Consider the following 22,681-nt stretch of genomic DNA (forward strand, 5'->3'; position numbering starts at 1 on the left):
GCTGTTACGCTGTCCTGAAATGATCTTCCGTATCGGAATGCTGATTGAGCTGGGAGACCCGGAATTATGAATTATTTGAGAAGCATACTTGCAGTGACGTTTTTATTGGCGGGGGGCTGGACCGCCCAGTCGCAGACGGTGGGGTTTGCCGATGCGATTAGTATCCTTGCGGTTAGCTGCGGCAAGGACATCGACAAACACTGCAAGTCGGCAACGCTTGCAAACAACGGCATTGGCCAATGCCTGGACAAAAACCAAGCGAAGATTTCCCAGAAATGCAATGCGGACCGGGCGGTTGTTGCAAAACTCATTCAAGAGCGGCTTGCTGCACAGGCTGCGGCCCCGGAGATTTGTTCGCGCGATGCCGCTCAGCTTTGCCAGGGCGTCAAACAAGGCGCGGGCCATGTTCTGCGCTGTCTTTTGAAGGCACAACCCTCCGTCAGCAACAAATGCAATACCGCCATTGACCTCGCCGGTTACCGCTAAGCCGTACATCCAGGAGATATTTATGAAAAACCTGTTATTTGCCGGTGCGGCTGTTTGTGCCTTTGCATTTTCGGCAGCCAGTGCGACTGCTCAAACTGAACTCAGCCGCAACCAGATTATCAATTCGCTTCAAGGTGCTCAGCAGAAAGTTGAAGTGAGTGCGAGCGATCTACAGCGGGCGGCACTTGAAAACATTCAGAAATATCCTGGCGCGAATTCGCCGCAAACAATCCCGATGTATCAGCAACTTGCCTCCCTGCGCCAGTTTGTCATTGAGATCACGTTTGATTTCGATTCTGCCCGTATCCGGCCAGAATCTTACGAGGCTGTAGGGTTGATCGCAGATGCGCTCCATACGCCGTATCTGCAGGGCCAGACGTTTTTCATTGTTGGTCATACCGATGCCAAGGGAGATCGGAAATACAATCTGGAGCTCTCGCAAAGACGAGCTCAGGCCATTCGGGAAGCGTTGGTGACCACCTTCCAAGTTCCTGGTTCCAACCTTTTCGCAGTGGGCTTGGGTGAAGAGCAGTTGCGCGATCCGGCCAATCCGGAAGCTGCTGTGAACCGCCGGGTGCAGCTGATCAACATGGGGTATAAATAGGTTTGGCAGGTGTGGGCGGTCTCCGCTCACACCCTTCATTGTCCTTGTTTTTGAAACGATCCGTCAATTCCTCCGGCACTTCTCAAGTGGTCAGAACAATCTATCTCCAACAAGGGCCAAGCGTTTAATCGCCATTGGCCACATGAATGGAGAACCTGAATGCCGGATCAACAAGAGACAATTCCTCCTGTCTTTTTTGCCCATGGGGCGCCGACGCTCGCTGTTCGGGATACACCGGCGAGCCGGTTCTTGAAGGGATTCAGCAAGTCTACGCCCCGCCCGCGCTTTATCTTGATCCTGTCCGCCCATTGGGAAACGCCGGACCTCAAAATGTCCGCGCCAGGACCACTGCGGACCTATCACGACTTTGGTGGGTTCTCGCCCGATCTTTACGAGATTACTTATCCGGCCTTTGCCGAACCAAATGCTGTGGCTGAGGTCATGAATACATTGGTCGGAGCAGGACTTTTCGCCAAACTGGATGATGACCATGGGCTCGACCATGGCGCCTGGGTGCCACTGTCTCTGGCTTATCCAGACGCTGATATCCCCGTGGTTCAGGTGTCCCTGCCATTCAACAGCACGTCGAAAACCGTTCATGATCTCGGCAAAGCTTTTGCCTCGTTAGCAAAAACGGGTGTTTTGATCGTCGGCTCCGGAAGCACGATCCACAATTTGCGGGCGATTGGCCCTGACCGCGGTAGGGCGCCCGATTGGGCAATCCGCTTCGATGCCTGGCTTGAAAAGGGCCTTGAAAGCGGATCGATTACGTATTTTGAGGATCTTGAGACGATTCCGGACTTCCGCCAGAGCCACCCGACAGAAGAACATCTATTACCACTGTTTTTTCCGTTTGGAGCGGCTGGTTCGGGTGCAAAACCGGAGCTGATGCACCGCAGTTATGAATATGGCTCCATTAGTATGAGCTATTTCCGGTTCGCTTAGTTTTATTTGCGATTTAAGACTTCCGCCGCCTGCTCTATGAGCTGGCGGGCAACAGCCTTTTTGTCCATCGCTGGCCAGTCCTCAACGCCCTCTGCGCTGACCAGGCGGATTGTATTGGCATCCCCGCCCATGATCCCGGTTTCCGGGTTGACATCATTTGCGACAATCCAATCAGCCCGTTTTCGCTCCAGTTTGGAGGTCGCGTTTTTGATGAGGTCTTGAGTTTCGGCGGCAAAGCCGATCAGGAGCGGAGGCCGCAGTGTTTCGTGGTGGCCGACGGTCTTCAAAATATCCGGGTTTTCGGTGAGCTCCAGGCCTGGCGGTTTGCCACTGCCGTCTTTTTTGATTTTTTGGGCGCCTTCCGACACCACCCGCCAATCAGCAACGGCGGCGGCCATGATCGCAATATCGGCCGGGAGATTTTCTTCAACGGCCGCCATCATTTCGGCAGCTGATTCAACATGTATTGTGGTCACATGGCCCGGATCGGGAATGGTCACTGGCCCAGACACGAGTGTCACTCGGGCGCCCGCCGCATAGGCCGCTTCGGCCAATGCATGCCCCTGTTTACCGGATGACCGGTTGGCGATGTAACGCACAGGATCAATCGGCTCATGGGTTGGCCCAGAGGTGATCAACACATGACGTCCTGCCAAGGGCAGTGTGCCGCTCAAAACAGCCTGATCCCGGAAAAGCCTTTCGGAGGCGGCCACAATCTCCAAAGGTTCGCTCATCCGACCGACACCGGCCTCGCCTTTTTCAGCCATTTCGCCGGTTGCCGGACCAATAAACTGGACGCCGCGCTCTTTCAGCATTTCGACGTTTTTCAATGTCGCCGGGTTTTGCCACATTTTGGGATTCATTGCCGGCGCCGTCAGTACCGGTTTGTCTGTTGCCAAGAGGACAGCGGTCGCCAGATCATCGGCGATGCCGTGGGCCATTTTGGCCATCAGATTGGCGGTGGCTGGCGCAATCAGAACAAGATCATGGTCACGCGCCAACCGGATATGGCCAACGTCATGTTCATCTTCCCGGTCAAACAGGTCTGAATAGACTTTTTCCGCGCTGAGCGCACCGACTGCGAGCGGCGTGACAAACTCCTGTGCGCCTCCCGTCATCACCGGAATAACCCGCGCGCCACGTTCCTTAAGGCGCCGGATCAGATCCAGCGACTTATAGGCGGCGATCCCTCCACTGATGATCAGCACTATCTGCTTGCCGTTCAGCATCGGCGCCTACTCCTGAAACTTCACTTGCTCTTAAAACCCGGACCGGAAGTCTCTTGGAGCTGCAGCGACAACCTGGCTACCTGATCCGGTGACCTGATAAATAGCCAGACCGCGTTCATTTAGACCGTTGGCCTTGAAGCGGAACAGGCCATCGATTCCGAGGAAACCATCCTTGTTGGTCAGGATGCGCGGCTGGAAGCGCTGCGGTCCTGCTGAACGGATGAGGCCCGCGGCCAATGTGACACCATCATAGACAAGGCTGGCATTGCGCGGTGGTGGAGACCCGTAGGTCTGCTGATAGCGCTGAGCAAAGCCATTGAACCCGCTGTTTTCCGGTCCGGTAAACCAGGCCCCTGTCAGGATTGGATTGTTTTTGATCTGCGGCGTGTCCCACTGGCCGGAGCCGAGCAGTTTGATATGGCCGATGTCCGCATTCAGGCCCATGAGGGCTTGCATCACCACACCAGGCACGGGACCGCCCGCCGGAACAAACAAGGCATCGATGCTGTTGAGGGACCGTTGCAGCCCGGCTGCCTTGGCTTTTAGATCTGAAGTGTCGGAGCCGGTGGCCTGGTAGCGCTGAATAGTGGCGATCCGACCACCCGCTCGGCCGACTTCCTGGCGGAAGGCGGCTTCGACAACACTGCCGTACGAATCGTTTGGCAACAGCGCGGCAAAGGAGCGTTTTTGCTGGCTGCTGGCATAGCCGATGATGCGTCTAACGTCACTTTCCGGCAAGAAACTCAAGAGGTAGATACCCCTGGACGCGACGGAGGTGTCGGTTGAAAAGGCGATGACCGGCACGCCTGACGCCCGAGCGGCAGCACCCACACCGGAGACGGCCGGTGCAAAGACCGGGCCCAGCAACAATTCAGCCCCTTCTGAGATCGCCTTTTGGGCGGCTGCCCGTCCGCCTTCTGCCGTCCCGCCGGTGTCCTTAACCAGCAGCTGAACATCGGAGTTCGGGAAGTTTTGCAGGGCCAGAGCGGCCGAGTTCTTAAACACTGTGCCAATGGCGGAGTTTCCGCCACTCGAAGACAATGGCAGCAGAAGTCCAACACGCACGGTACCGGTGCCGATCACTTCGCCGGTGACCTCCGGCTGCGCACCTGGCTGGATCTGTTCGCCCGGTAAGGTTCCAAGTGAAGATCCAAGGCAGCCGGTGAGCGCCAATGCGCTTGCGCTGGCCAATGCCGTTTTCAAGAATATGCGTCTGCGATACCGTTTGACGGTGCCCGTATCATCCATGTGTCAGAATTCCATCCACCCTTTCTCAAAAGACTTACGGATTAACGAATGCGCTGTCCAGTTTTCAGGGATGTTTCAAAGCTCTAAGCCAACATGAATGGTGGATTTGCCTTGCATTGCGTGTGTCCGGCAGGTAGCGCAAGGAAAAGGACCTGACCGTCAGGATAAACGAACGGGGTCCAATAGGCGTGAAAGGAACAGCCATGGTGGCAGATACGGGCGACAGAAGCGGAGGCAAGAACCGCTACAGCCTCTCTGAACATGGTTTTACCGCGCCAAATCTAGAGCCGGCGCTTTATATTGTTTCAACACCAATCGGGAATTTGGGCGACATTACTGTCCGCGCACTCCAAACCCTGGCCGCGGCCAGCGTAATCGCTTGTGAGGACACACGGGTCACAGCGACATTGACCCAAAAATTTTCTTTAAAAACACCATTGCTCGCCTATCACGAGCACAATGCCGAGAAGCAACGCCCCAAGATCATGCGTGAACTGGAAGCAGGGAATGCTGTTGCGCTGGTTTCGGATGCCGGAACTCCACTGGTTTCCGATCCAGGCTATCGGCTCGTGCGCGATGTTGTGGCCGCCGGGTACAAAGTCATCCCGATCCCAGGCGCGTCCGCACCGCTAGCCGGGCTTGTTGCCGCCGGGCTGCCAAGTGATACCGTTCTTTTTGCCGGGTTTTTGCCGCAGAAAAACGGCCCCAAGACCAAACGTCTGGAAGAACTGGCCAGGACACCGGCCACGCTGATCTTTTTTGAATCGCCCCATCGGACCGGCGCAACACTTTCCCTCATGTCGGATGTTCTGGGTGAGACCCGGGAGGCGGTGGTGGCCCGCGAACTGACCAAGCGGTTCGAGACCTTTGAGCGCGGCACACTGGCAGAATTGTCCGAGAGGTTTGCCGATCAGACCGTTAAGGGCGAGATCGTGATTTTGGTTGGACCGCCGGAGGAAAAGCCGGATGAGGACGCAGCAGATCTCGACAGCCTCTTGCAGGAAGCACTTGCAGATATGCCGGTGAGCAAAGCGGCAAAGCAGGTCGCCAAGGCAACGGGTCTGGACCGGGATGAAGTGTACAAGCGTGCCCTTGATCTGAAATCCGGGTCTTAAGGTCATGACGGAGCGGCCAGGCAAAGTTACGCAGCGCCGCCGCAAAGCCTATGCGCTTGGACTGTCTGCGGAAAGTTACGCCGCCTGGTATTTGCGGTTGACCGGCTGGCGGATCTTGAAACAGCGGTACAAAACCAAGGCCGGCGAAATCGATCTGATCGCCAAAAAGCGCAAGACGGTCGCCTTTGTTGAGGTGAAAGCCCGGACAACGCGGCAAGCCGCTCTGGAAGCAGTCACGCCCGCGAGCCAAAAACGGATCGTGCGGGCTGCAAAGATTTTTGTCTCCGAGCACCCAAAAGCTGGGTTTTTCACACTCCGGTTTGATGTGATTGTCATTCGCCCCTGGGCCTTGCCAGAGCGGATCGTGAGTGCGTTTGAGGCTAACGGCTGAACACGCCCTCTAGACAAACTGCCAGCGCAACCGCATATCTGCGGCTACTGATCCCTTTGTCCCTTCGCGCGATTGACTTCAATAATCAGCGCCCCGCCGGGAGTGGCCTATGCCGTTAAAAGTCGCGGTCCAGATGGACCATATCGAAAGCATCAACGTTGCCGGTGACAGCGCCTTTGCCATGATGCTGGAAGCTCAGAAACGTGGTCATGAATTGTATCACTACACGCCCGACCGGCTGGCGATGCGCGGCGATGAAGTCTTTTGTGCACTGGAACCGGTCACTGTGCGCGATGAAAAAGGCAATCACTTCACGCTTGGCGACAGGCAGCGGTTTAACATGCGGGACATCGATGTGGTCTTGATGCGGCAAGACCCACCGTTCGATCTATCTTACATCGCGGCAACGCATATCCTGGACAAGATCCATCCGGACACTTTGGTGGTGAACGATCCGACGGAAGTGCGTAATGCTCCGGAAAAGCTGTTCGTCACCGAATTTCCTGATTTAATGCCACCGACCCTGATCACCAAAGACCGGGCGGAAATCGATCTCTTTCGAGAGGAATTTGGCGACATCGTCATGAAACCACTGTTCGGCCATGGCGGTGCGGCGGTGTTCCGGATCACCAAAGACGATCTCAATTATGGCTCGCTGTATGATTTCTTTGATGCGACTTTCCGCGAACCCTGGGTCATCCAGCAGTTCCTGCCGAATGTGAAACACGGCGATAAGCGTATCTTGCTGGTCGATGGCGAATTTGCCGGCGCGGTCAACCGGGTGCCGGCCGAAGGAGACTTGCGTTCCAACATGGTGCGCGGCGGTGCGCCGACAGACAGTGATCTGACCGAGCGCGAACGGGAAATCTGTGCGCGGCTCGGGCCATCCTTGCGCGAAAAGGGCCTGATCCTGGTTGGCATTGATGTGATCGACGGCATGCTGACAGAAATCAACGTCACCGCCCCAACCGGCATTCGCGCTATTCAGAATCTTGGCGGCCCGGATGTTGCGGCCCGGGTCTGGGATGTTCTGGAAGCGAAGGTTTCGCGTTAAGGCGGTCTGAGTATAGCCGTTGATTGCAGTTAGGCTTTGAGCAACCTCTGCAAATACTTCACGGCTCTTGCCGACCTTTCGTGGCAGAAGTCTTCTGTAGGCGCAGGCAGGCGTCCGATGACGCGGCGGATCTGAAGATCCCCAATCAGCAAATTGATATAGAGCGCAGCTGCCTCATCTGAACTGTCGTAGATCAATTCACCCTTTTCCCGGCCGTCCTCCAGAACTTTTGCAATCAAAGGAAAGACAACCTCCCGCCCCGATAGGGCTATGGCTTCGCTCAAATCTCCGGACGCGTCGGCGACAGCTGCCCGGTTGAGGGCAACGGCGCGGTCCCCAAGAACAAGATTTAGTAGTCTTGGTCCGAGGTGTTCGAGTGTCTGAAAGGCACTGGTGTTAGAGGAGAGGTCCGTCTCGAGCAGGCCTTTGACATCTTCGGTGTTGCGCTCGACCAGCGCTTTGAAGAGCCCTTTTTTGTCACCGTACCACTTATAGAGCGTCTCATTGGACGCTCGCGCTGCGCGGGCGATTCCTTGCACGGATGTTCCGGCATATCCCTTTTTTTCAAGGACTTCATAGGCTGCCTGTTCGATTTGAGCCTGCCGCCGCAGCCGATTTTCTTCACGCATGTGCCTTCCCCAGTGTTGACAATATCCGTAACTCGAATTACGGATATGTGCAACCGTAATCCAAATTACGCTTTTGGAGATGATGATGCCAAACCCCGACCGGACCGCCGCCGCTGCCCTGACCACGCTGATTGTTTTGCAAATTGTTATGCTGATGTCGCTCTACGCTGGAGTGTCCCCGCATCCTCCAGTCTCAACGCCGTTTTTCGGAATCGGGCCCTTCATCGGTGCCGCCGTTTCAGCTGCAATGGCTGCCCTGATCCTTGGGCCGGCATCAACGAAGGCCGGTCGCATTCTGTCTGGCCTGGCTGCCGTTCTCGCGCTCGTTTCTTTCGGTCCCCAGAAGTATTTCGATGCGCAAATCGGTTTGATTTGGCCAGCAGTCGTGACCGCGCAGGCAGCCGTAGTGGTTTTAGGCGTACAATTGTTCCGGTCCCCTCGACATTCGAGCACCGCAGCCACCCAAACTGTTTGACGGCCTAGTGATGAAACACGCGCTTTATCCGCTCTCATTTGCATCATTGGTGTTGTGCGGCGCGATTTTCGGATTTTTCTACGCTTGGTTTTGCTCGGTTATGTGGGGCTTAGATGCCGCCGCCCCGTCAGTTGCTATTGCAGCGATGCAAGCCATGAATGCCGCGGTCCGCAATGCGGCGTTCGCCCCGGCGTTTTTCGGAACGCCGCTTGTCTTGCTGATAACCGCTTTTGTGGCGTCCAAGTCTGGTCGGCGCACAGCCAGTTTAGCCTTTTTACTCGCCGCTATAGTCTATCTGGGCGGGGCGTTTTTCCCGACAGCCATGGTCAACGTGCCGATGAATGAAGCTCTAGCGGAGATCCGTACTTCCGAGGTTGCAGGATCCGTTGACACTGTTTGGAAAAACTACTCTGGGACTTGGCAGTTTTGGAACGGCGTTCGGACAATCGCCAGCGCTATTTGCCTGATGTTGACTGGCGCAGCTTTCCTGTTTCTTCGCGGCACCGAAATCGAACCGGCAAGTTCGCGATTGTGAAAACAGTGGCACAAAAAACCCTCACACTGACGTGTGAGGGCAAAGGTGTGTGCTTAGACAATGCAATAGAGGGGCCCTATTCGGCAGCCTCTGTTGTTAGAACACCCCGGCGGATCTGATCTTCCTCAATTGATTCAAAAAGCGCCCGGAAATTTCCTTCGCCAAAGCCTTCATCGCCTTTTCTTTGAATGAATTCAAAGAAGATAGGTCCGATTACGGTTTTGGAAAAAATTTGTAGAAGGATCTTTGTCATGCCGCAGTCGATGACCCCTTCGCCATCGATCAGGATGCCGTGACGCTTCATGCGTTCGATCGGTTCTTCATGTCCGTTCACCCGTTTGTGGGACATTTCGTAGTAGGTCTCCGGCGGGCCGGGCATGAATTTCAGTTCGTTCGCGGCCAGCTGATCCGTGCTTGGATAAATGTCATCGGTTCCCACCGCGATGTGTTGAATGCCTTCGCCTTTGTATTTGCGCAAATATTCTTCGATCTGGCTGGTGTCGTCCTTGGATTCATTCAGCGGAATGCGGATTTTGCCGCAAGGCGACGTAATCGCGCGGCTGACAAGGCCAGTGATCCGGCCATCGATGTCAAAGAAGTGGATCTGCTTGAAATTGAAGAGGTCGCGATAAAAATCCCACCATTTGTCCATGTTGCCGCGATAGACGTTGTGTGTGAGGTGATCGAGATAATAAAAACCAACGCCTTCAGGTTTTGGATCGACCTTGCCCAGCCAGTCGAATTCTTCCGAGTAAGCTGATCCTTTGTCGCCATAGGCTTCTATGAAATAGAGCAGTGATCCGCCAATCCCCTTGATCGCGGGAACATTCAGGGTTTTGTCGTTGTCGGAATAAGGCTCTGCGCCTTTAGCTATGGCATGATCATAAGCTTTTTGCGCATCGACCACCCGCCAGGCCATGGACGGGGCGCAGGGGCCATGTTCCTCGACAAACCGCATAGCGTGACTGCCAAGTTCGGCATTGAGCACATAGGTGATGTCGCCCTGGCGATAGAGGGTGATGTCTTTGGTCTTGTGTTTGGCGACCGGCACATACCCCATCTTGCGGAACAGGGCGTCGAGTTTTTCCGGTTCTGGGTGGGCGAATTCGACGAATTCAAAGCCGTCAGTACCGGCTGGATTTTCTGGCGTGATTTGCGCGGGCGGCGCATCGTGCGGAAAGGGTCCCATAGTTGATCCTCCACTTGGATAACAGTTGGACCTAGAATGCCCGGGAGGTTGCGCAGGTTGTGTGCAATTTGCGTGATATTCCGTATAGTGGCGCGCAAAACATGCATCAGATTAGGGAATATTGCATGACTGTTGCACTGGATGCCTTTGACATAAAGCTGCTTGCCGCTCTTCAGGAGAACTCCGCGGCGACAAACGCCGAGATTGGCGAGACGATTGGCCTGTCGGCAAGCCAGGTTTCGCGCAGGCGTCAGAAATTGGAAGACAGTGGGACCATCCGCCGTTACCGCGCAGATCTGAACCCTGAAATCCTGGGATTTATGGTCACGGCTTTTGTCGGTGTGACACTAGGTGCTCATACCCGCGAGAATGCCCGAAAATTCCGCAATATGGTGAAAGCCATGCCGGAAGTGCAAGAAGCCCACACGCTGACCGGTGATGTCGACTATATGTTGAAGGTCGTGGTTCCGGATCTCAAATCCTTAAGCCGCATTATCAATGACGAACTGTTGCCGCAGGAACCGGTGCACCATGTCCGGTCTTCCATCGCCATGGAAACCTTGAAAGACAACAATCTGCTGCCGTTGACATAGTCCTGTCGTCACTTGGAAGTTGTCCTGAAAAGGGAAAGGCTAAACTGTAATCTTTTGTCGCGTGGACTTGCGCAAAGGGACTAAAATCCCATGTGAAAGACCGATGATATCGTCCATTTGGGACATAGGGAGCCAAAGATGTTTGATGCAAAGTCCTTGCTGGATCAATTTCTGGGAAGCCAGGGGAGCCAAAATGGCCGCTCCCGTCAGAGCGGGTCTGGTGACCTCCTGTCCCAAGGCAAGGATTTTCTTTCTTCACAAGGCGGAGGGTTGGCCCTCGGCAGTCTTGCCGGTCTAATGCTGGGCACAAAAACCGGCCGGAAACTCGGTGGTAAAGCCGTGACTTACGGCGGCCTCGCATTGGTCGCAGGCCTTGCCTACAAGGCTTATCAGGGCCACCAAGCCAACAAACAAAATGCGCCGCGCCCGACCTATCCGGATCATGAGCCGATCCCCGTAGAAGCTCCACGCGGCACGGCCTTTGATCCGGCGCAGCAGCCAGGTGGCGAAAATCAGTTTGCGATCAATTTGCTGACCGCGATGATTTCCGCAGCAAAGGCTGATGGGCACATTGACCGGGACGAACAGGACCGGATCTTCGACAAGATTGATGAAGCTGGTCTTGATAGCGAAGCCAAGGCGTTTTTGATGGACGAATTGCGCTCACCGCTCGATCTCGACAAAGTGGTCGCGAGCGCGTCTTGTCCGGAATCCGCGGCTGAGATTTATGCCGCATCCCGACTTGCGATCGATCCGGACCATCCGGCTGAAAAAGCCTACCTTCAGATGCTGGCCGCCCGGCTTGGCCTGGAAGAGGGGCTGATCAACGAGATTGAATTGGCTGTCCGTGAAGCGGAAATGGCAGGGTAACTCGCACAACGCTTCGCCCGGCCCCGGAAACCGATCCGGGGCCAACCGCGAAAAATGTGAACCCGGCTCAAGGCCGGGACTGCCCCATTAGTATCGCGAACAGAAAATTATTCCGCCTGCGGCCCGACATAAACGGATGCGGGGCGGATCAATTTGCCGTTGGCTTGCTGTTCCATCACGTGGGCGCACCAACCAGGGGTCCGGCCCGTGGCAAAGAGTGGTGTGAACAGGGTCCGGTCGATACCAATCGCATCCAATAGCACGGCGGTATAAAACTCCACATTGGTATCCAGCGCCCGGTCCGGTTTGGCTTTGCGCAGCGCGGCAAGTGCCGCGGCCTCAATCTCTTCGGCCAATTGAACCTTTGGATTATTGGTGCCCAGTTTTTTCAATCCCGCTTTCAAGACATCTGCCCGCGGGTCGCGGGTCCGGTAGATCCGGTGACCAAACCCCATCAAACGTTCTTTGCGTAAAAGAGCGTCGGAAATCCATTTGTCCGCGTTTTCCGGACGGCCAATCGCGTCGATCATATCGAGAACCGGCCCGGGTGCACCGCCGTGCAAAGGCCCGCTCAAGGCGCCTATTGCGCCGAGAACGGCCTGCTTCATTTCTGCTTCGGTCGAGCCGATGACACGGGCAGTAAAGGTCGAGGCATTGAGGCCGTGATCGAGGATTGTCACCAGATACCGGTCAAGCGCCGCGACATGATCTGCATCAGGCTCTTCACCTTTCAACATGCGCAACAAATCTTCGGCGACGCTCAGCTGCGGATCCGGGGCAATTGCAGATTTGCCTTCAGAAATCTGATAAGCCGCAGCCAAAAACACCGGGAGTGCGCCGCTGATCGTTACTGCTTGCGGTCGGTCCTTGGAAATGGGCATTGCTGCCAAGCCCAGCTGCATGCGCTCATATACACCCAACCCCTCCGAGGCCGCTTCCATGACTGGCACGACCGAATATGCTGCCTGGCGGACAATGCCAAACGCATGTTTCAGTTCGTCAATGTCGCTGAAAACATAAGAATGCCAGAGGTGCAAAACCGCTTCTTCGAACCAGACCCTGCCAGCCAGATCTTCAATTTGTTTGCCGCGTAAGATCAAGCGGCCATTTTGGCCGTCGACATCACTTAAGCTCGTGTGAGCGGCGACAACACCTTCAAGACCCGCGATCGGATCGGCCGTCAAAGTGCCGGGATTGGGCGCTTTTGTCATAATCATCTCCTTTTTTATCGCCACCAGATAAGGAGATGGGCTTGCATTGATCAATCTTGATAAATACAATCAATATATGAACAAGCCGATCTATCTGTCCGCCAAGGAAGCTGCCGCCGAACTCGGTGTTCAGCCGGCAACGCTTTACGCCTATGTCAGCCGGGGCATGATTTCTTCCGTGGCCGGTGCAGGAAAACAGCGCCGATATGACGCGGCCGATGTCCGGCGGCTGAAAGGCCGGAGGGCCCTTGAAGAACCGGCCGGAACGCGTCCTTTGACTGGCGACCCGGTTCTGGAAACCGAATTGACGATGATTTCGCAAGATGGCGCGATTTACCGGGGACGGCCGGCTGTTGATTTGGCGGAATATGCCACTTTGGAAAGCGTCGCCACACTGCTTTGGGGTTGCGATCATGATCCTTTTGCCGATCCAGCGCCACTGGCCCCGCCAGCGCTGCCTGACGGGCTCGGCCCGCTGGACCGGGTGATGATGGCACTCGCCGCCTGGCCTTTACAGGACAAGGCAGCCCATACCCAATCCCCCAAACTGCTGCAGACAAAGGGCGCAGCTTTGTTGCGCTACGGCGTCGCCGCGCTTCTGAAGACCGACCCAAAAACCATTCCGGTTCATACCCAAATCGCGCAGGCTTTTGGCGTTTCCTCGAAAGCAAAACATCTGATCCGTGCAGCCCTGGTGTTGTCGGCAGATCATGAACTCAACACCAGTACGTTTGCCGCACGGTGCGCCGCATCTACCCGCGCGCCGTTGCATGCCGCCCTTCTGTCTGGCCTTGGTGCTTTTTCTGGTCCCCGTCACGGGGCCGCCTCCGGACGAGCCGACGCTTGGATGGCCGAAATTACGCCGGAGACAGACGTTGAATCGCTGATCGCTGACCGGCTCGCCCGCGGCGAAACGCTGCCTGGATTTGGCCACAAGATTTATACCGACAAGGATCCGCGCAGCCATTGGCTGCTGACCACTTTGATGGCCAGTGAACCGGATCATCCGTTCGTCCAGCAGCTGCCGGTGATCCTGAAAGCTGGCCAGGATCTCTTCGGTCTCTTTCCCAACATCGACTTCGCGCTTGCAGCCATGCAAAAGACTTATGAATTGCCCAAAGATAGCGGCAAAATCATTTTCTGTGCGGGCCGCATGGCTGGCTGGATTGCGCATGCCTTGGAACAATATGGTGCCCAGGAACAGATCCGGCCAAGGGCGACCTATATTGGGATCAGCGCATCCTGACCGGCGGCCATTGCATTGCGTCCCGCAGACCAGCTACCGTCGATACATTGGTTGATCAAAGCGTACAGGTCCGGTGTTGGGTGCAGTTTTTGGATACACGATAAATGTTATGCTGCCGGTCCTGTTGTGCGTGTTGCTCGGGTATGGACTGGCTGTTCTGAAGGCGCCCTATGACCGCAAGTTGTTCGGGGCTCTCGTTTCGAATGTCGGTTATCCAACCCTGGTCCTGTCGCATCTTGCCAAGGATCACATCGAGATCGGTGCATTTCTGACAATTCTGCTTGCTGCCGCGATGATGATTGCAATCTTCGGCACGCTGGGCTTTGTGGCACTTAAAGCGATGCGTTTGCCCATCCGGTCATTCCTGCCACCCATGATCCTTTCGAATGTCGGCAATATCGGCCTGCCCGTGTCAACGCTTGCCTTTGGCGCCGAGGGCGCGGCTGTTGCGATGGGATTTGTGGTCGTTGTGCTGTCAGCCATCTTTACGGTCGGGTATGCGTTGCCGATGGGAAAGGCAGACCTCAAGACACTTGCCCGCCAACCGGTCATCTACGCGGTCATTGTTTCCCTGATTCTGATGGACACCGGCTGGTCCCTGCCCGAACCGGTCGATCAGGCCATGACGATTCTCGGTGGTCTTGCCATCCCGATCATGCTCCTTACGCTTGGACACAGCTTGGCGACGTTGAAATTCGGACACGTCAAACGCGCGTTCTTGTTGTCTTTATTGCATATTTTCTTATCGGCAGTGGCGGCCTTTGCATTAACCCATGGACTGTCTCTCAGCGTCATACAGGAGAAAACCATTATACTGCTGTGCTTCATGCCGCCATCGGTCGCGACCTATCTGGCAGTCCAGCAGCACAGGCCGGGAGAGGAGGCAGCGGCAGTTGCCGGGTTCATTTTTGTCTCGACTGTTTTGACCTTGGTTACACTGCCTCTGGTCCTGACCTACTGGGCCACGTCTTGACCGGGCCGCTTCACAGCCTCGCTTTCATGAAATCTTCAAAGTTTACCGGTGTTTCTGCAGTCTCTTCCCGGTCAAAACAGCCAAACGAACCCCCGTCCTTCATGTCTTCGGCGGCAGCTGTGAAGGTGCTATAGGCCAGCCGGGCGAGACCAGACCCAATGGAAATGCGGGCGACGCCAAGGTCAGCCAGTTCCTTACGGGTAAGATGGAAATTCTTGCGCCCGGCGAGAATGTTTAACGGTGCATCGACCTCGTTTAAGACTCTTGAAATCTGGGCTTTGTCTTTCAGCATCGGCGCATAAACACAATCCGCCCCCGCCTCAACAAAGGCCTTCAGACGTTTGATGGTCATTTCGAGTTCATGATCCGATTTGACAGGCCCCTCGCTGCGGGCTGTCAGAACAAAATCAGGCGCTTCACGGGCAATGTAATCGCTGGCGGCCTTGATCCGCTCCACCGCGAGGTCGAGCGCATAAAAGGGGTGCTGCGGATCTTGCGAATAGTCTTCAATGGAACAGCCGGCTAGGCCGACTTCAATGGCTCCTTTGATCGTCTCCACGACATCATCCGGACTGTCGCCAAAACCATTTTCCAGATCGCCATTCACCGGTAGGCTGGTGACCGCAATGATATCAGCTGCATGAGCCAGCGCCTCATCTCTGGAGACAAGGCCTTCGGCGTCTTTCACCCCTTGCGCCCAGGCAAATCCTGCGCTGGAGGTTGCGATGGCATCAAAACGCATGCCGTCGAGTATACGGGCCGACCCGATGTCAAAGGGGTTCGGCATAAGAAAGGCTTTTCGAGTTTCATGGAGGGCTTTGAAAGCAGAACGGCGTTGTGCGGCAGTGACCATTGATGTTCTCCCGTACCTGTTAGACATCAACTATAGCCGATAACTGTGAGAAGCGGCGTGACAAGCTCCAGTTCTGACAAAAATGCCGCACCACTTCTTTGTTTTTTAGTGTGCCTAGTGGTTTGACACCAACATTTGCATCCCCGTGACGCACACTCATTCTTGCAAATGTTGGGGTCTTAAAAACCACTAGCCAAGTCTATGTTTCTAGTAGAGCTTTTGAATTTGACATTTGAAAAAGAGCTCATCCGCAAACGGGATTCAAATGTCGAATTGGATCCATTAGGTCCAAGCGTCCAGCCGTGTCACCTTCGCAGCAAAACACCCGCGTTTGGCATAATGTAAGTGGATGTAGTCCACCTTCGGATTTTCGAAAAAGCTATTGATTGTCTGGTTTGCCTCGGTTCCTTCGGCTACATCTGCATCGACAATTTCATGCCGGGAATTGAAAGCCCGAACCGACAGCAGACGGCTGATAATCGATGCCGGAATTTTACCGGGCTCAGGGTGACTTTCCTCTGCTCCGGCCTTCACAAAAATCGCATGGCGTGACTGGTAAGGCGACTTGCCGGGCTGGTGTTCGAAGTTGAGCAAATAAACACGTTCGCCCGCAGCAGCATCGGCCAGCGAAACACGGCAGGGAAAACCGCCATCAGAGATGTGGACCTGAATGTCCCGAGCGGCCAATTCTTCATCGGTAAAACCATTCAAATCGGCAAATTGATCTGCTGCGAGTGGTTGAATTTGAAACATGAACCTTGTCCTCTTGTGGTGTGAGAGGACACTAGAAACCCTGGAAAACAAACACGACCCGATTTGCGAGCGGTCAGAATAAATCCACCCGGACATATGAAGTCTTTTACCATCCGGCTGACTTGACCGTTTGGTCAGTCCGTGCCTCCATCACCGGCAACAGTTGTGGGAGGAAAAATGCGCGACCTGGGTGCTTGGGACTACGTGATTGTTGGCGCGGGAACCGCCGGATGTGTTCTGGCCAACCGTTTGTCGGAAGACCCGGACGTCAAAGTCCTGCTTTTGGAGGCCGGCAAACGCGACAATTACATCTGGGTGCATATCCCCGTCGGCTATCTCTATTGCATTGGCAATCCGCGTGTGGACTGGGGGTTTACCACGGCGCCTGACAAAGGCCTGAATGGCCGCTCGCTGCTTTATCCGCGCGGCAAGGTGCTCGGAGGCTGTTCTTCCATCAACGGCATGATCTACATGCGCGGCCAGGCCTGGGATTACGATCACTGGCGCCAGCTTGGTCTTGCCGGATGGGGCTGGGACGATGTCCTGCCCTATTTCCGAAAATCTGAAGATCACTATGCCTGGGACAATGACCTCCACGGCCAGGGCGGAGACCTGAGGGTTGAAGAACAGCGCATCTCCTGGGAACTGCTCGACGCTTTCCGCGATGCCTGCGAAGAAAATGGCATTCCCAAAACCAGGGACTTTAACGGCGGTGACAATTTTGGATCGGCCTATTTCCAGGTGACCCAGAAATCCGGTCTGCGCTGGAATGGGGTGAAGGCCTTTTTGAAACCGGCACGAAACCGGCCGAACCTGAGCATCCTAACCGAGGCCCATGTTGAACAGATCCAATTTGAAAATGGACGCGCCAACACACTTGATCTGGAAGTTGCTGGCGAACCGGCCAAAGTGACGATCTCTGGCGAACTGCTTCTTGCTGCAGGCGCTATCGGCTCACCGCAACTACTGGAACTCTCTGGCATCGGCAATCCGGAGGTTCTGGCAAAAGCCGGTATCGAGACGCGCCATGCTCTGCCGTCCGTCGGCGAAAATCTTCAGGATCACTTGCAGCTCCGGCCGGTCTACAAAGTCAAGAACGCCAAGACCCTGAACAAAATGGCCAACAGCTGGACCGGCAAGGCCAAAATTGGCTTGGAATATCTTCTGAAACGTTCAGGTCCAATGTCATCTGCCCCCAGCCAGCTCGGTGTCTTTGCCAAGACCGATCCGTCCTTTGAAACAGCCAATGTCGAATATCACGTACAGCCGCTGTCGCTGACCAAATTTGGCGAACCGCTGCATGATTTCCCGGCAATGACCACAAGTGTCTGTAACCTCAGGCCTGAAAGCCGGGGTCATGTGCACATCACGTCGCCGGACAAAAGTACCCAGCCGGAGATCCAGCCAAATTACCTGTCTGCCGAGGCCGACAAACGCGTGGCTGCCGATTCCATCCGGCTCACCCGCAAACTCATGGCCTCAAAGGCAATGAAAAAATATGAGCCGGAAGAGCATTTGCCGGGCATCGATTATTCCAGCGAAGACGAGCTCGTGAAGGCTGCGGGTAACATCGGCACCACGATTTTCCACCCGGTTAGCACTTGCCGGATGGGGATTGATGAGGGGTCCGTGGTTGATGACCGTCTGCGCTTGCGGGGCTTCGATAACATTCGCGTCATCGATGCCTCCGTGATGCCGACGATCACCTCCGGCAACACCAACGCCCCGACCGTCATGATCGCAGAAAAAGGCTCGGATATGATCAGAGAAGACCGGCAAAATAGGTAAAACTCCACTTGTTTTGAACAGCACGATCCGTAGAAAGCGGAAAGAGTGAAATCGAGAAGGACACCCTATTGCGCCTAAGCGTTTTATTCGCAGCTGTTCTTTTTCTGGCCCAATCTGCGACTGTGCTTGCCCAAAAGCCGCTAACTGTTTTTGCAGCATCCAGCCTGAGTGAGGCGATGATGCAAATTGGTGCGGCCTTTGAAGCCGAAGCAGGCACGCCGGTGACGGTGTCTGTTGCCGGAACCGGAACGCTGGCCCGCCAGATCGAGGCTGGGGCGCCTGCGGATGTCTTTGTCTCGGCTGACGCGATTTGGATGGACTATTTGGTTGTCCGGGGCGCGGTTCAAGCTGAAACCCGGGAAACGATTGCCTCCAATCGGTTGGTCCTTATCGGCCCCAAAGATGCCCCTGATTTTGACTATTTGAAGGAGAGCATTGCTGCCCGCCTCAAGGACGGACGTTTGGCAATGGCCGATCCGGAGACGGTCCCGGCCGGGCGATATGGCCGGGAAGCTTTGAAAACATTGGGTCTTTGGAGTGATGTCGAAACCAGGCTCGCGCCGATGGAAAATGTCCGCGTAGCGCTGGCCTCTGCTGCCCGCGGCGACACGCCGCTTGCCCTGGTTTATGCCACCGACGCCGCGATTGAGCCGGACGTCCGCGTCCTGGCGGTTCTGCCGGCTGAGAGCCATCCAGTTATTGAGTATCCAGCAGCCCTCACTCAATCGGCCGGTCACCCGCAAGCGGAAGCATTTCTGGCATTCTTAAAGGGGCCGGAAGCTGCGAAGATCTTGCGTTCCTTGAGCTTTTTGACCGATAAGGGGAGTTAAGCCTCCCCGGAGGGTGGGAGGAGCCGGATACGATCAGAGCGCGCGTGGATTATTTCACTCTTCAGCCTGCGGAATGGCAGGCGCTTCTTCTTACCTTACGGGTTGCAGCAGCAGCGCTTCTTGTCGCATTGCCATTGGCCATTCTGACCGCCTATGGCCTTGCCCGCACTCAGTTTCCGGGACATGGCATTGTCAATGCGCTGGTGCATTTGCCCTTGGTTATGCCTCCTGTGGTAACTGGTTATGTATTATTGCTCGCCTTTGGCCGGAACGGTCCAGCAGGATCTTTTTTAAGAGAAACCTTCGGCATCAGCTTTGCCTTCAACTGGACTGGCGCCGCGCTGGCCGCAGGCGTGATGGCCTTTCCGTTGATGGTCCGGCCGATCCGATTGTCCTTTGAAGCGGTGGATCCGAAGCTGGAAGATGCCGCCCGCTCCCTCGGCGCCCGGCGTATGATCATCTTTCTAACCGTCACTCTGCCGCTTGCACTCCCAGGGATTCTGGGAGGGGCGATCCTCGGGTTTGCCAAAGCCATGGGGGAATTTGGCGCGACGATCACTTTTGTTTCCAACATTCCTGGTGAAACCCGCACGCTCGCCCTGGCGCTTTATACAGCCACCCAAAGCCCAAGTGGAGATCTGGCAGCTTACCGGCTGACCATCATCGCCGCCTGCGTCGCCTTCGGCGCGCTGATCGCTTCGGAAATGCTCGCACGCCGCCTAAAAAAACGGCTGGGAGGTGCGGATGCTTGATGTCGACATCACCGGCCGCGTCGGCGATATGCCGCTCACCGCCAAGTTTCAAAGCGAAGGTGGTGTTACATCGCTGTTCGGGCAATCGGGTGCGGGAAAAACCAGCGTTACCAATATGATTGCCGGGCTGGTCCGCCCGCAATCGGGACGGATTAGCGTCAACGGAACAACGTTGTTTGATGCGGATAAGAACATCAATCTGGCGGTTCAAGCACGGCGCATTGGCCATGTATTTCAGGACGCCCGCCTGTTTCCGCACATGAGCGTCAGTTCCAACTTGACCTATGCCCGCTGGGCCGGGCGGCGTAAAACCAGCCGGTCGATGGATGAAGTTGTTGACCTTCTGGGGCTGAAGCCGCTGCTTCAGCGCAAACCGGCCACCCTTTCCGGCGGCGAACGGCAGCGGGTCGCGATTGGCCGGGCGCTTTTGTCTGACCCGCGCTTGCTGATCATGGACGAGCCGCTCGCCAATCTGGACCAGGCCCGGCGCAATGATATCCTGCCTTATCTCGATCGATTATGCGCCGAGGCTGGCATCCCGATCCTCTATGTCAGCCACTCCATTGAAGAGGTCGCCCGCCTGTCGCAAACGCTGGTGATCCTGTCGGACGGGCAAACACCTGCTTATGGCCCGGTGGCTGACATGCTCGCCAGAACAGACCTCGGCAAGGCCACTGGCCGCCACGAAGCCGGGGCGCTTTTGGAAGGAACCGTCAGTCACACCGATGAAAAATGGGGCCTGACCCATATCGATATCGGCGGTCCAGTTATCCAGATCCCGGATCTTGGCGCCAAACCGGGTGAAACGATCCGACTGCGGATCCGGGCAAGGGATGTCGCGCTTGCCAGCGAACCGCCGAAGGGCCTGTCGATCCGCAATGCGCTTGCCGGCTCCATCCGCAGCATTTCGGAAGAAAGCGGTCCCTACGCGGAAATTCTGTGCTCTGTCGGCGCCCAAACCATCCGTGCCCGGATTACGCGTGCTTCGGCGGCCGATCTGGACTTAGTTGAAGGCAAAGAAGTCACCGTCTTGATCAAGAGTGTTGCCATCGACCGGCGTCAGAGAGCGCCGGTGATTGGATGAGGTTTCTTTTCCGGCAAAAATCCTTCGTTATACTGGTGCCATGAGACGTCCACATCAACGCCGCGGCTGGCGCCAGCTGAATTGGGGAATGGCAGTGGCCACACTTGTGGTTAGCCTCGCTGTTGTGTTCCTGACCGGCTTGGCCAGTTTGCGGTTCACTCTGGCGGAAATCGAAACGCGCGCTGACGCCAATTTGGCCGTTCAGACAGCTGTGCTGGAGCGGCTGTTGGACAAGTTCAGACTCCTGTCTCCGCTCCTGGCACGTGGACCGGAAACCGGCCGTATGGTTGCTGGTGAAGGCACTGAATTCGACCGGAACATCGTTTCCGTGACCGCCGGGATGTCGGGCGCAGAGGAAATCTGGCTGATGGATCCAGGCGGCCGTACACTTTTGAGCAGCCGGGACAATGTGCCCAGCGGTGCTATCGGTGGCGGTTCGATGATCCCGGATGCCTTTTATCAGGCAACACAAGGCCAGCTCGGCCGGGAATTGATCCCAGGCACACCGGAAGTTCCGGCCAGTTATGTGTTCGCGTCGCCGCTCCGCAGCGGAAATGAACTGGCCGGTGTGCTTGCGGTCCGGGTCAGCCTGGGCGATGTCGAACAAGCCTGGGCACTCAGCAAGGATCCGATTGTGGCGGTCGATGGCAAAGGCCGCGTGGTTGTCAGCAACGTTCCTAATTGGCGCAACAAGGGATTTGCCTCTTTGGACCTGACACGCAACGCTGCAGATTTGACGCTTCTTGACCGTCTCGCACTTTTGTTGCCGACAGCAGGTCAACGGCCTGTGCATATGGAGCTTGCGGCCAGTTTGCCGGTGCTAGGATGGCAGGTTCGAACCTTCGCAGATGTGGAATCTGCTCGCCGGCAATCCGGCTGGGCCATGTTGATTGCGCTGCTGGTCTGCGTGATCGCGGCTGGTGTCCTGTGGTTGATTGCCTTCCGGCGCCGCGAGCTGGATCGTCAGATCCGACGCGACAAGGCGGCCGCACTTCGTCTGGAACGGCGCGTTAAAGCGCGGACCGCCGAATTGCGCACCGCTAACAGGCAGTTGGAACAGGAAGTATCTGAACGGCTCCAGGCCGAAGCCGATTTGCGCCAGATGCAGGCGGAGCTTGTCCAAGCCGCCAAATTGGCAACGCTTGGCCGAATGTCCGCCGCGCTCAGCCATGAATACAATCAACCGCTCGCCGCGATCCGATCGGACGCGGAAATTGCCGAAATGCTGATCGACCGGGGACGGGCAGATGAGGCCAAGGGCAACCTCACCCGGATTGGCGGTATGGTCAGCCGGATGGCGGAAATCGCCAAAACACTGAAGGGCTTCACCCGGAAATCAGGTACGGACATCAAACCTGTCTCACTCCGCCAGGTGGTCGATGAGGCGATGCTCTTGCTGCAGCCGCAAATCAAACAGACCAAGGTCGACCTGGTGATTGACTTGCCGGAGGAGAATCTGATTGTTGGCGGTGGCCGGATCCGGCTGGAACAAGTGGTCATCAATCTCCTCGCCAACGCTCTCGATGCTGTCAGCACAGAGGCTCAGCCGACAGTGTGTTTGACGCTGGAACAGGTCGGTGGCAAGGCGGTTATGAGCGTTCGCGATAATGGCACCGGCATCAGTGAAGATGTGCTGCCGCAGATCTTCGATCCCTTTTTCACCACCAAAGACGTAGGTGCCGGCCTCGGCCTGGGTCTATCCATTGCTTACAAGATCGTGCATGACTTCTCTGGGTCGTTAAGCGCGGACAATCACGAAGACGGCGGGGCCGTTTTCACCATGAGCCTGCCGCTTGCGGATGAGACATTATTGGCAGCGGAATAAACG

24 protein-coding genes are annotated in these 22,681 nt (G+C 56.0%); 17 read left to right on the top strand and 7 right to left on the bottom strand.

The features are described 5' to 3' along the window. Window positions 1–66 precede the first annotated feature (66 nt). The 3 genes from ACOOFE_RS27235 (at window position 67) to ACOOFE_RS27245 (ending at window position 2,035) form a co-directional block, all read left to right on the top strand. Window positions 67–486, top strand: coding sequence for a hypothetical protein (locus ACOOFE_RS27235; protein ID WP_420412916.1), 420 nt, complete (start codon window positions 67–69; stop codon window positions 484–486). Between the two features lie 22 nt (window positions 487–508). Next, window positions 509–1,090 (top strand): OmpA family protein, encoded by a 582-nt coding sequence (locus ACOOFE_RS27240; protein ID WP_141184345.1) that lies wholly within the window; start codon window positions 509–511, stop codon window positions 1,088–1,090. Between the two features lie 159 nt (window positions 1,091–1,249). Continuing rightward, a complete protein-coding gene (locus ACOOFE_RS27245) occupies window positions 1,250–2,035 on the top strand; it encodes a DODA-type extradiol aromatic ring-opening family dioxygenase (protein WP_420412917.1) in 786 nt (261 codons plus the stop codon). 2 nt (window positions 2,036–2,037) lie between these two features. Here the strand turns inward: ACOOFE_RS27245 and coaBC are convergent, their stop codons facing one another. Further along, window positions 2,038–3,264 carry a bifunctional phosphopantothenoylcysteine decarboxylase/phosphopantothenate--cysteine ligase CoaBC gene (gene coaBC, locus ACOOFE_RS27250; protein ID WP_420412918.1) on the bottom strand — a complete coding sequence of 409 codons (1,227 nt, stop codon included), beginning with the start codon at window positions 3,262–3,264 and terminating at the stop codon, window positions 2,038–2,040. A gap of 30 nt (window positions 3,265–3,294) precedes the next feature. Beyond that, window positions 3,295–4,512 (bottom strand): penicillin-binding protein activator, encoded by a 1,218-nt coding sequence (locus tag ACOOFE_RS27255; RefSeq protein WP_420412919.1) that lies wholly within the window; start codon window positions 4,510–4,512, stop codon window positions 3,295–3,297. Between the two features lie 203 nt (window positions 4,513–4,715). Between ACOOFE_RS27255 and rsmI the strand changes: the two genes are divergently transcribed. From rsmI to gshB, 3 genes are all read left to right on the top strand, one after another. Beyond that, on the top strand, window positions 4,716–5,627 hold the full coding sequence (rsmI, locus tag ACOOFE_RS27260; RefSeq protein ID WP_420412920.1) for a 16S rRNA (cytidine(1402)-2'-O)-methyltransferase: 912 nt from the start codon (window positions 4,716–4,718) through the stop codon (window positions 5,625–5,627). A gap of 4 nt (window positions 5,628–5,631) precedes the next feature. Then, window positions 5,632–6,018 (top strand): YraN family protein, encoded by a 387-nt coding sequence (locus tag ACOOFE_RS27265; RefSeq protein WP_420412921.1) that lies wholly within the window; start codon window positions 5,632–5,634, stop codon window positions 6,016–6,018. A gap of 109 nt (window positions 6,019–6,127) precedes the next feature. Next, a complete protein-coding gene (gene gshB / locus ACOOFE_RS27270) occupies window positions 6,128–7,072 on the top strand; it encodes a glutathione synthase (RefSeq protein WP_420412922.1) in 945 nt (314 codons plus the stop codon). A gap of 29 nt (window positions 7,073–7,101) precedes the next feature. Here the strand turns inward: gshB and ACOOFE_RS27275 are convergent, their stop codons facing one another. Then, complete coding sequence (locus tag ACOOFE_RS27275; RefSeq protein WP_420412923.1) at window positions 7,102–7,701, bottom strand: TetR/AcrR family transcriptional regulator; 600 nt, start codon at window positions 7,699–7,701, stop codon at window positions 7,102–7,104. Window positions 7,702–7,786: 85 nt separating this feature from the next. On the opposite strand from ACOOFE_RS27275, the gene ACOOFE_RS27280 reads away from it, so the two are divergent. Together ACOOFE_RS27280 and ACOOFE_RS27285 are read left to right on the top strand one after the other, a co-directional pair. Then, the gene (locus ACOOFE_RS27280; RefSeq protein ID WP_420412924.1) at window positions 7,787–8,176 is read left to right on the top strand and encodes a hypothetical protein; all 390 of its coding nucleotides are present in this window, start codon (window positions 7,787–7,789) and stop codon (window positions 8,174–8,176) included. Window positions 8,177–8,186: 10 nt separating this feature from the next. Beyond that, window positions 8,187–8,711: a DUF1772 domain-containing protein gene (locus ACOOFE_RS27285; RefSeq protein WP_420412925.1), complete on the top strand. Its 525-nt coding sequence runs from the start codon at window positions 8,187–8,189 to the stop codon at window positions 8,709–8,711. A 76-nt stretch (window positions 8,712–8,787) separates the two neighbouring features. Here the strand turns inward: ACOOFE_RS27285 and hppD are convergent, their stop codons facing one another. Further along, window positions 8,788–9,900, bottom strand: coding sequence for a 4-hydroxyphenylpyruvate dioxygenase (gene hppD / locus ACOOFE_RS27290; RefSeq protein WP_420412926.1), 1,113 nt, complete (start codon window positions 9,898–9,900; stop codon window positions 8,788–8,790). Between the two features lie 125 nt (window positions 9,901–10,025). Here hppD and ACOOFE_RS27295 point away from each other — a divergent pair, with 125 nt between their 5' ends. Together ACOOFE_RS27295 and ACOOFE_RS27300 are read left to right on the top strand one after the other, a co-directional pair. Beyond that, a complete protein-coding gene (locus ACOOFE_RS27295; RefSeq protein WP_141184354.1) occupies window positions 10,026–10,493 on the top strand; it encodes an Lrp/AsnC family transcriptional regulator in 468 nt (155 codons plus the stop codon). Between the two features lie 138 nt (window positions 10,494–10,631). Then, window positions 10,632–11,363, top strand: coding sequence for a tellurite resistance TerB family protein (locus ACOOFE_RS27300; protein ID WP_420412927.1), 732 nt, complete (start codon window positions 10,632–10,634; stop codon window positions 11,361–11,363). 107 nt (window positions 11,364–11,470) lie between these two features. On the opposite strand, the gene ACOOFE_RS27305 is transcribed toward ACOOFE_RS27300, so the two are convergent. After that, complete coding sequence (locus ACOOFE_RS27305; protein WP_420412928.1) at window positions 11,471–12,574, bottom strand: citrate synthase/methylcitrate synthase; 1,104 nt, start codon at window positions 12,572–12,574, stop codon at window positions 11,471–11,473. A gap of 46 nt (window positions 12,575–12,620) precedes the next feature. Between ACOOFE_RS27305 and ACOOFE_RS27310 the strand changes: the two genes are divergently transcribed. After that, entirely contained in the window at window positions 12,621–13,820 is a 1,200-nt protein-coding gene (locus ACOOFE_RS27310; RefSeq protein ID WP_420412929.1) for a citrate/2-methylcitrate synthase, read from the top strand. 109 nt (window positions 13,821–13,929) lie between these two features. Further along, complete coding sequence (locus ACOOFE_RS27315; RefSeq protein WP_420412930.1) at window positions 13,930–14,793, top strand: AEC family transporter; 864 nt, start codon at window positions 13,930–13,932, stop codon at window positions 14,791–14,793. A 10-nt stretch (window positions 14,794–14,803) separates the two neighbouring features. Here ACOOFE_RS27315 and ACOOFE_RS27320 read toward each other — a convergent pair whose 3' ends face one another. Both ACOOFE_RS27320 and ACOOFE_RS27325 read right to left on the bottom strand, forming a co-directional pair. Further along, window positions 14,804–15,646, bottom strand: coding sequence for an isocitrate lyase/PEP mutase family protein (locus tag ACOOFE_RS27320; protein WP_420412931.1), 843 nt, complete (start codon window positions 15,644–15,646; stop codon window positions 14,804–14,806). Between the two features lie 282 nt (window positions 15,647–15,928). Further along, window positions 15,929–16,399 carry a DUF1203 domain-containing protein gene (locus ACOOFE_RS27325; RefSeq protein WP_420412932.1) on the bottom strand — a complete coding sequence of 157 codons (471 nt, stop codon included), beginning with the start codon at window positions 16,397–16,399 and terminating at the stop codon, window positions 15,929–15,931. A gap of 177 nt (window positions 16,400–16,576) precedes the next feature. Between ACOOFE_RS27325 and ACOOFE_RS27330 the strand changes: the two genes are divergently transcribed. The 5 genes from ACOOFE_RS27330 to ACOOFE_RS27350 all read left to right on the top strand — a co-directional run bounded on the left by ACOOFE_RS27330 (window position 16,577) and on the right by ACOOFE_RS27350 (window position 22,678). Then, window positions 16,577–18,187 carry a GMC family oxidoreductase gene (locus ACOOFE_RS27330; RefSeq protein ID WP_420412933.1) on the top strand — a complete coding sequence of 537 codons (1,611 nt, stop codon included), beginning with the start codon at window positions 16,577–16,579 and terminating at the stop codon, window positions 18,185–18,187. A gap of 68 nt (window positions 18,188–18,255) precedes the next feature. Beyond that, window positions 18,256–19,017, top strand: coding sequence for a molybdate ABC transporter substrate-binding protein (gene modA, locus ACOOFE_RS27335; protein WP_420412934.1), 762 nt, complete (start codon window positions 18,256–18,258; stop codon window positions 19,015–19,017). A gap of 44 nt (window positions 19,018–19,061) precedes the next feature. Continuing rightward, on the top strand, window positions 19,062–19,769 hold the full coding sequence (gene modB / locus ACOOFE_RS27340; protein ID WP_420412935.1) for a molybdate ABC transporter permease subunit: 708 nt from the start codon (window positions 19,062–19,064) through the stop codon (window positions 19,767–19,769). Continuing rightward, a complete protein-coding gene (gene modC / locus ACOOFE_RS27345) occupies window positions 19,756–20,853 on the top strand; it encodes a molybdenum ABC transporter ATP-binding protein (protein ID WP_420412936.1) in 1,098 nt (365 codons plus the stop codon). Before modB ends, modC begins: the two co-directional genes overlap by 14 nt. A gap of 88 nt (window positions 20,854–20,941) precedes the next feature. Then, window positions 20,942–22,678, top strand: a complete 1,737-nt coding sequence (locus ACOOFE_RS27350; RefSeq protein WP_420412937.1) for a sensor histidine kinase — start codon at window positions 20,942–20,944, stop codon at window positions 22,676–22,678. Window positions 22,679–22,681 lie beyond the last annotated feature (3 nt).

This window comes from Roseibium sp. (assembly GCF_965216085.1).
GTDB lineage: Bacteria > Pseudomonadota > Alphaproteobacteria > Rhizobiales > Stappiaceae > Roseibium.

Coding starts and splice junctions, on each gene's coding strand:
- ACOOFE_RS27275 (WP_420412923.1), bottom strand. CDS start 7,701: ATGCGTGAAGAAAATCGGCTGCGGCGGCAGGCTCAAATCGAACAGGCA.
- ACOOFE_RS27235 (WP_420412916.1), top strand. CDS start 67: ATGAATTATTTGAGAAGCATACTTGCAGTGACGTTTTTATTGGCGGGG.
- coaBC (WP_420412918.1), bottom strand. CDS start 3,264: ATGCTGAACGGCAAGCAGATAGTGCTGATCATCAGTGGAGGGATCGCC.
- ACOOFE_RS27265 (WP_420412921.1), top strand. CDS start 5,632: ATGACGGAGCGGCCAGGCAAAGTTACGCAGCGCCGCCGCAAAGCCTAT.
- ACOOFE_RS27315 (WP_420412930.1), top strand. CDS start 13,930: ATGCTGCCGGTCCTGTTGTGCGTGTTGCTCGGGTATGGACTGGCTGTT.
- ACOOFE_RS27330 (WP_420412933.1), top strand. CDS start 16,577: ATGCGCGACCTGGGTGCTTGGGACTACGTGATTGTTGGCGCGGGAACC.
- ACOOFE_RS27245 (WP_420412917.1), top strand. CDS start 1,250: ATGCCGGATCAACAAGAGACAATTCCTCCTGTCTTTTTTGCCCATGGG.
- hppD (WP_420412926.1), bottom strand. CDS start 9,900: ATGGGACCCTTTCCGCACGATGCGCCGCCCGCGCAAATCACGCCAGAA.
- ACOOFE_RS27255 (WP_420412919.1), bottom strand. CDS start 4,512: ATGGATGATACGGGCACCGTCAAACGGTATCGCAGACGCATATTCTTG.
- ACOOFE_RS27300 (WP_420412927.1), top strand. CDS start 10,632: ATGTTTGATGCAAAGTCCTTGCTGGATCAATTTCTGGGAAGCCAGGGG.
- gshB (WP_420412922.1), top strand. CDS start 6,128: ATGCCGTTAAAAGTCGCGGTCCAGATGGACCATATCGAAAGCATCAAC.
- ACOOFE_RS27325 (WP_420412932.1), bottom strand. CDS start 16,399: ATGTTTCAAATTCAACCACTCGCAGCAGATCAATTTGCCGATTTGAAT.
- ACOOFE_RS27280 (WP_420412924.1), top strand. CDS start 7,787: ATGCCAAACCCCGACCGGACCGCCGCCGCTGCCCTGACCACGCTGATT.
- rsmI (WP_420412920.1), top strand. CDS start 4,716: ATGGTGGCAGATACGGGCGACAGAAGCGGAGGCAAGAACCGCTACAGC.
- ACOOFE_RS27350 (WP_420412937.1), top strand. CDS start 20,942: ATGGCAGTGGCCACACTTGTGGTTAGCCTCGCTGTTGTGTTCCTGACC.
- ACOOFE_RS27295 (WP_141184354.1), top strand. CDS start 10,026: ATGACTGTTGCACTGGATGCCTTTGACATAAAGCTGCTTGCCGCTCTT.
- ACOOFE_RS27320 (WP_420412931.1), bottom strand. CDS start 15,646: ATGGTCACTGCCGCACAACGCCGTTCTGCTTTCAAAGCCCTCCATGAA.
- ACOOFE_RS27305 (WP_420412928.1), bottom strand. CDS start 12,574: ATGACAAAAGCGCCCAATCCCGGCACTTTGACGGCCGATCCGATCGCG.
- ACOOFE_RS27240 (WP_141184345.1), top strand. CDS start 509: ATGAAAAACCTGTTATTTGCCGGTGCGGCTGTTTGTGCCTTTGCATTT.
- ACOOFE_RS27285 (WP_420412925.1), top strand. CDS start 8,187: ATGAAACACGCGCTTTATCCGCTCTCATTTGCATCATTGGTGTTGTGC.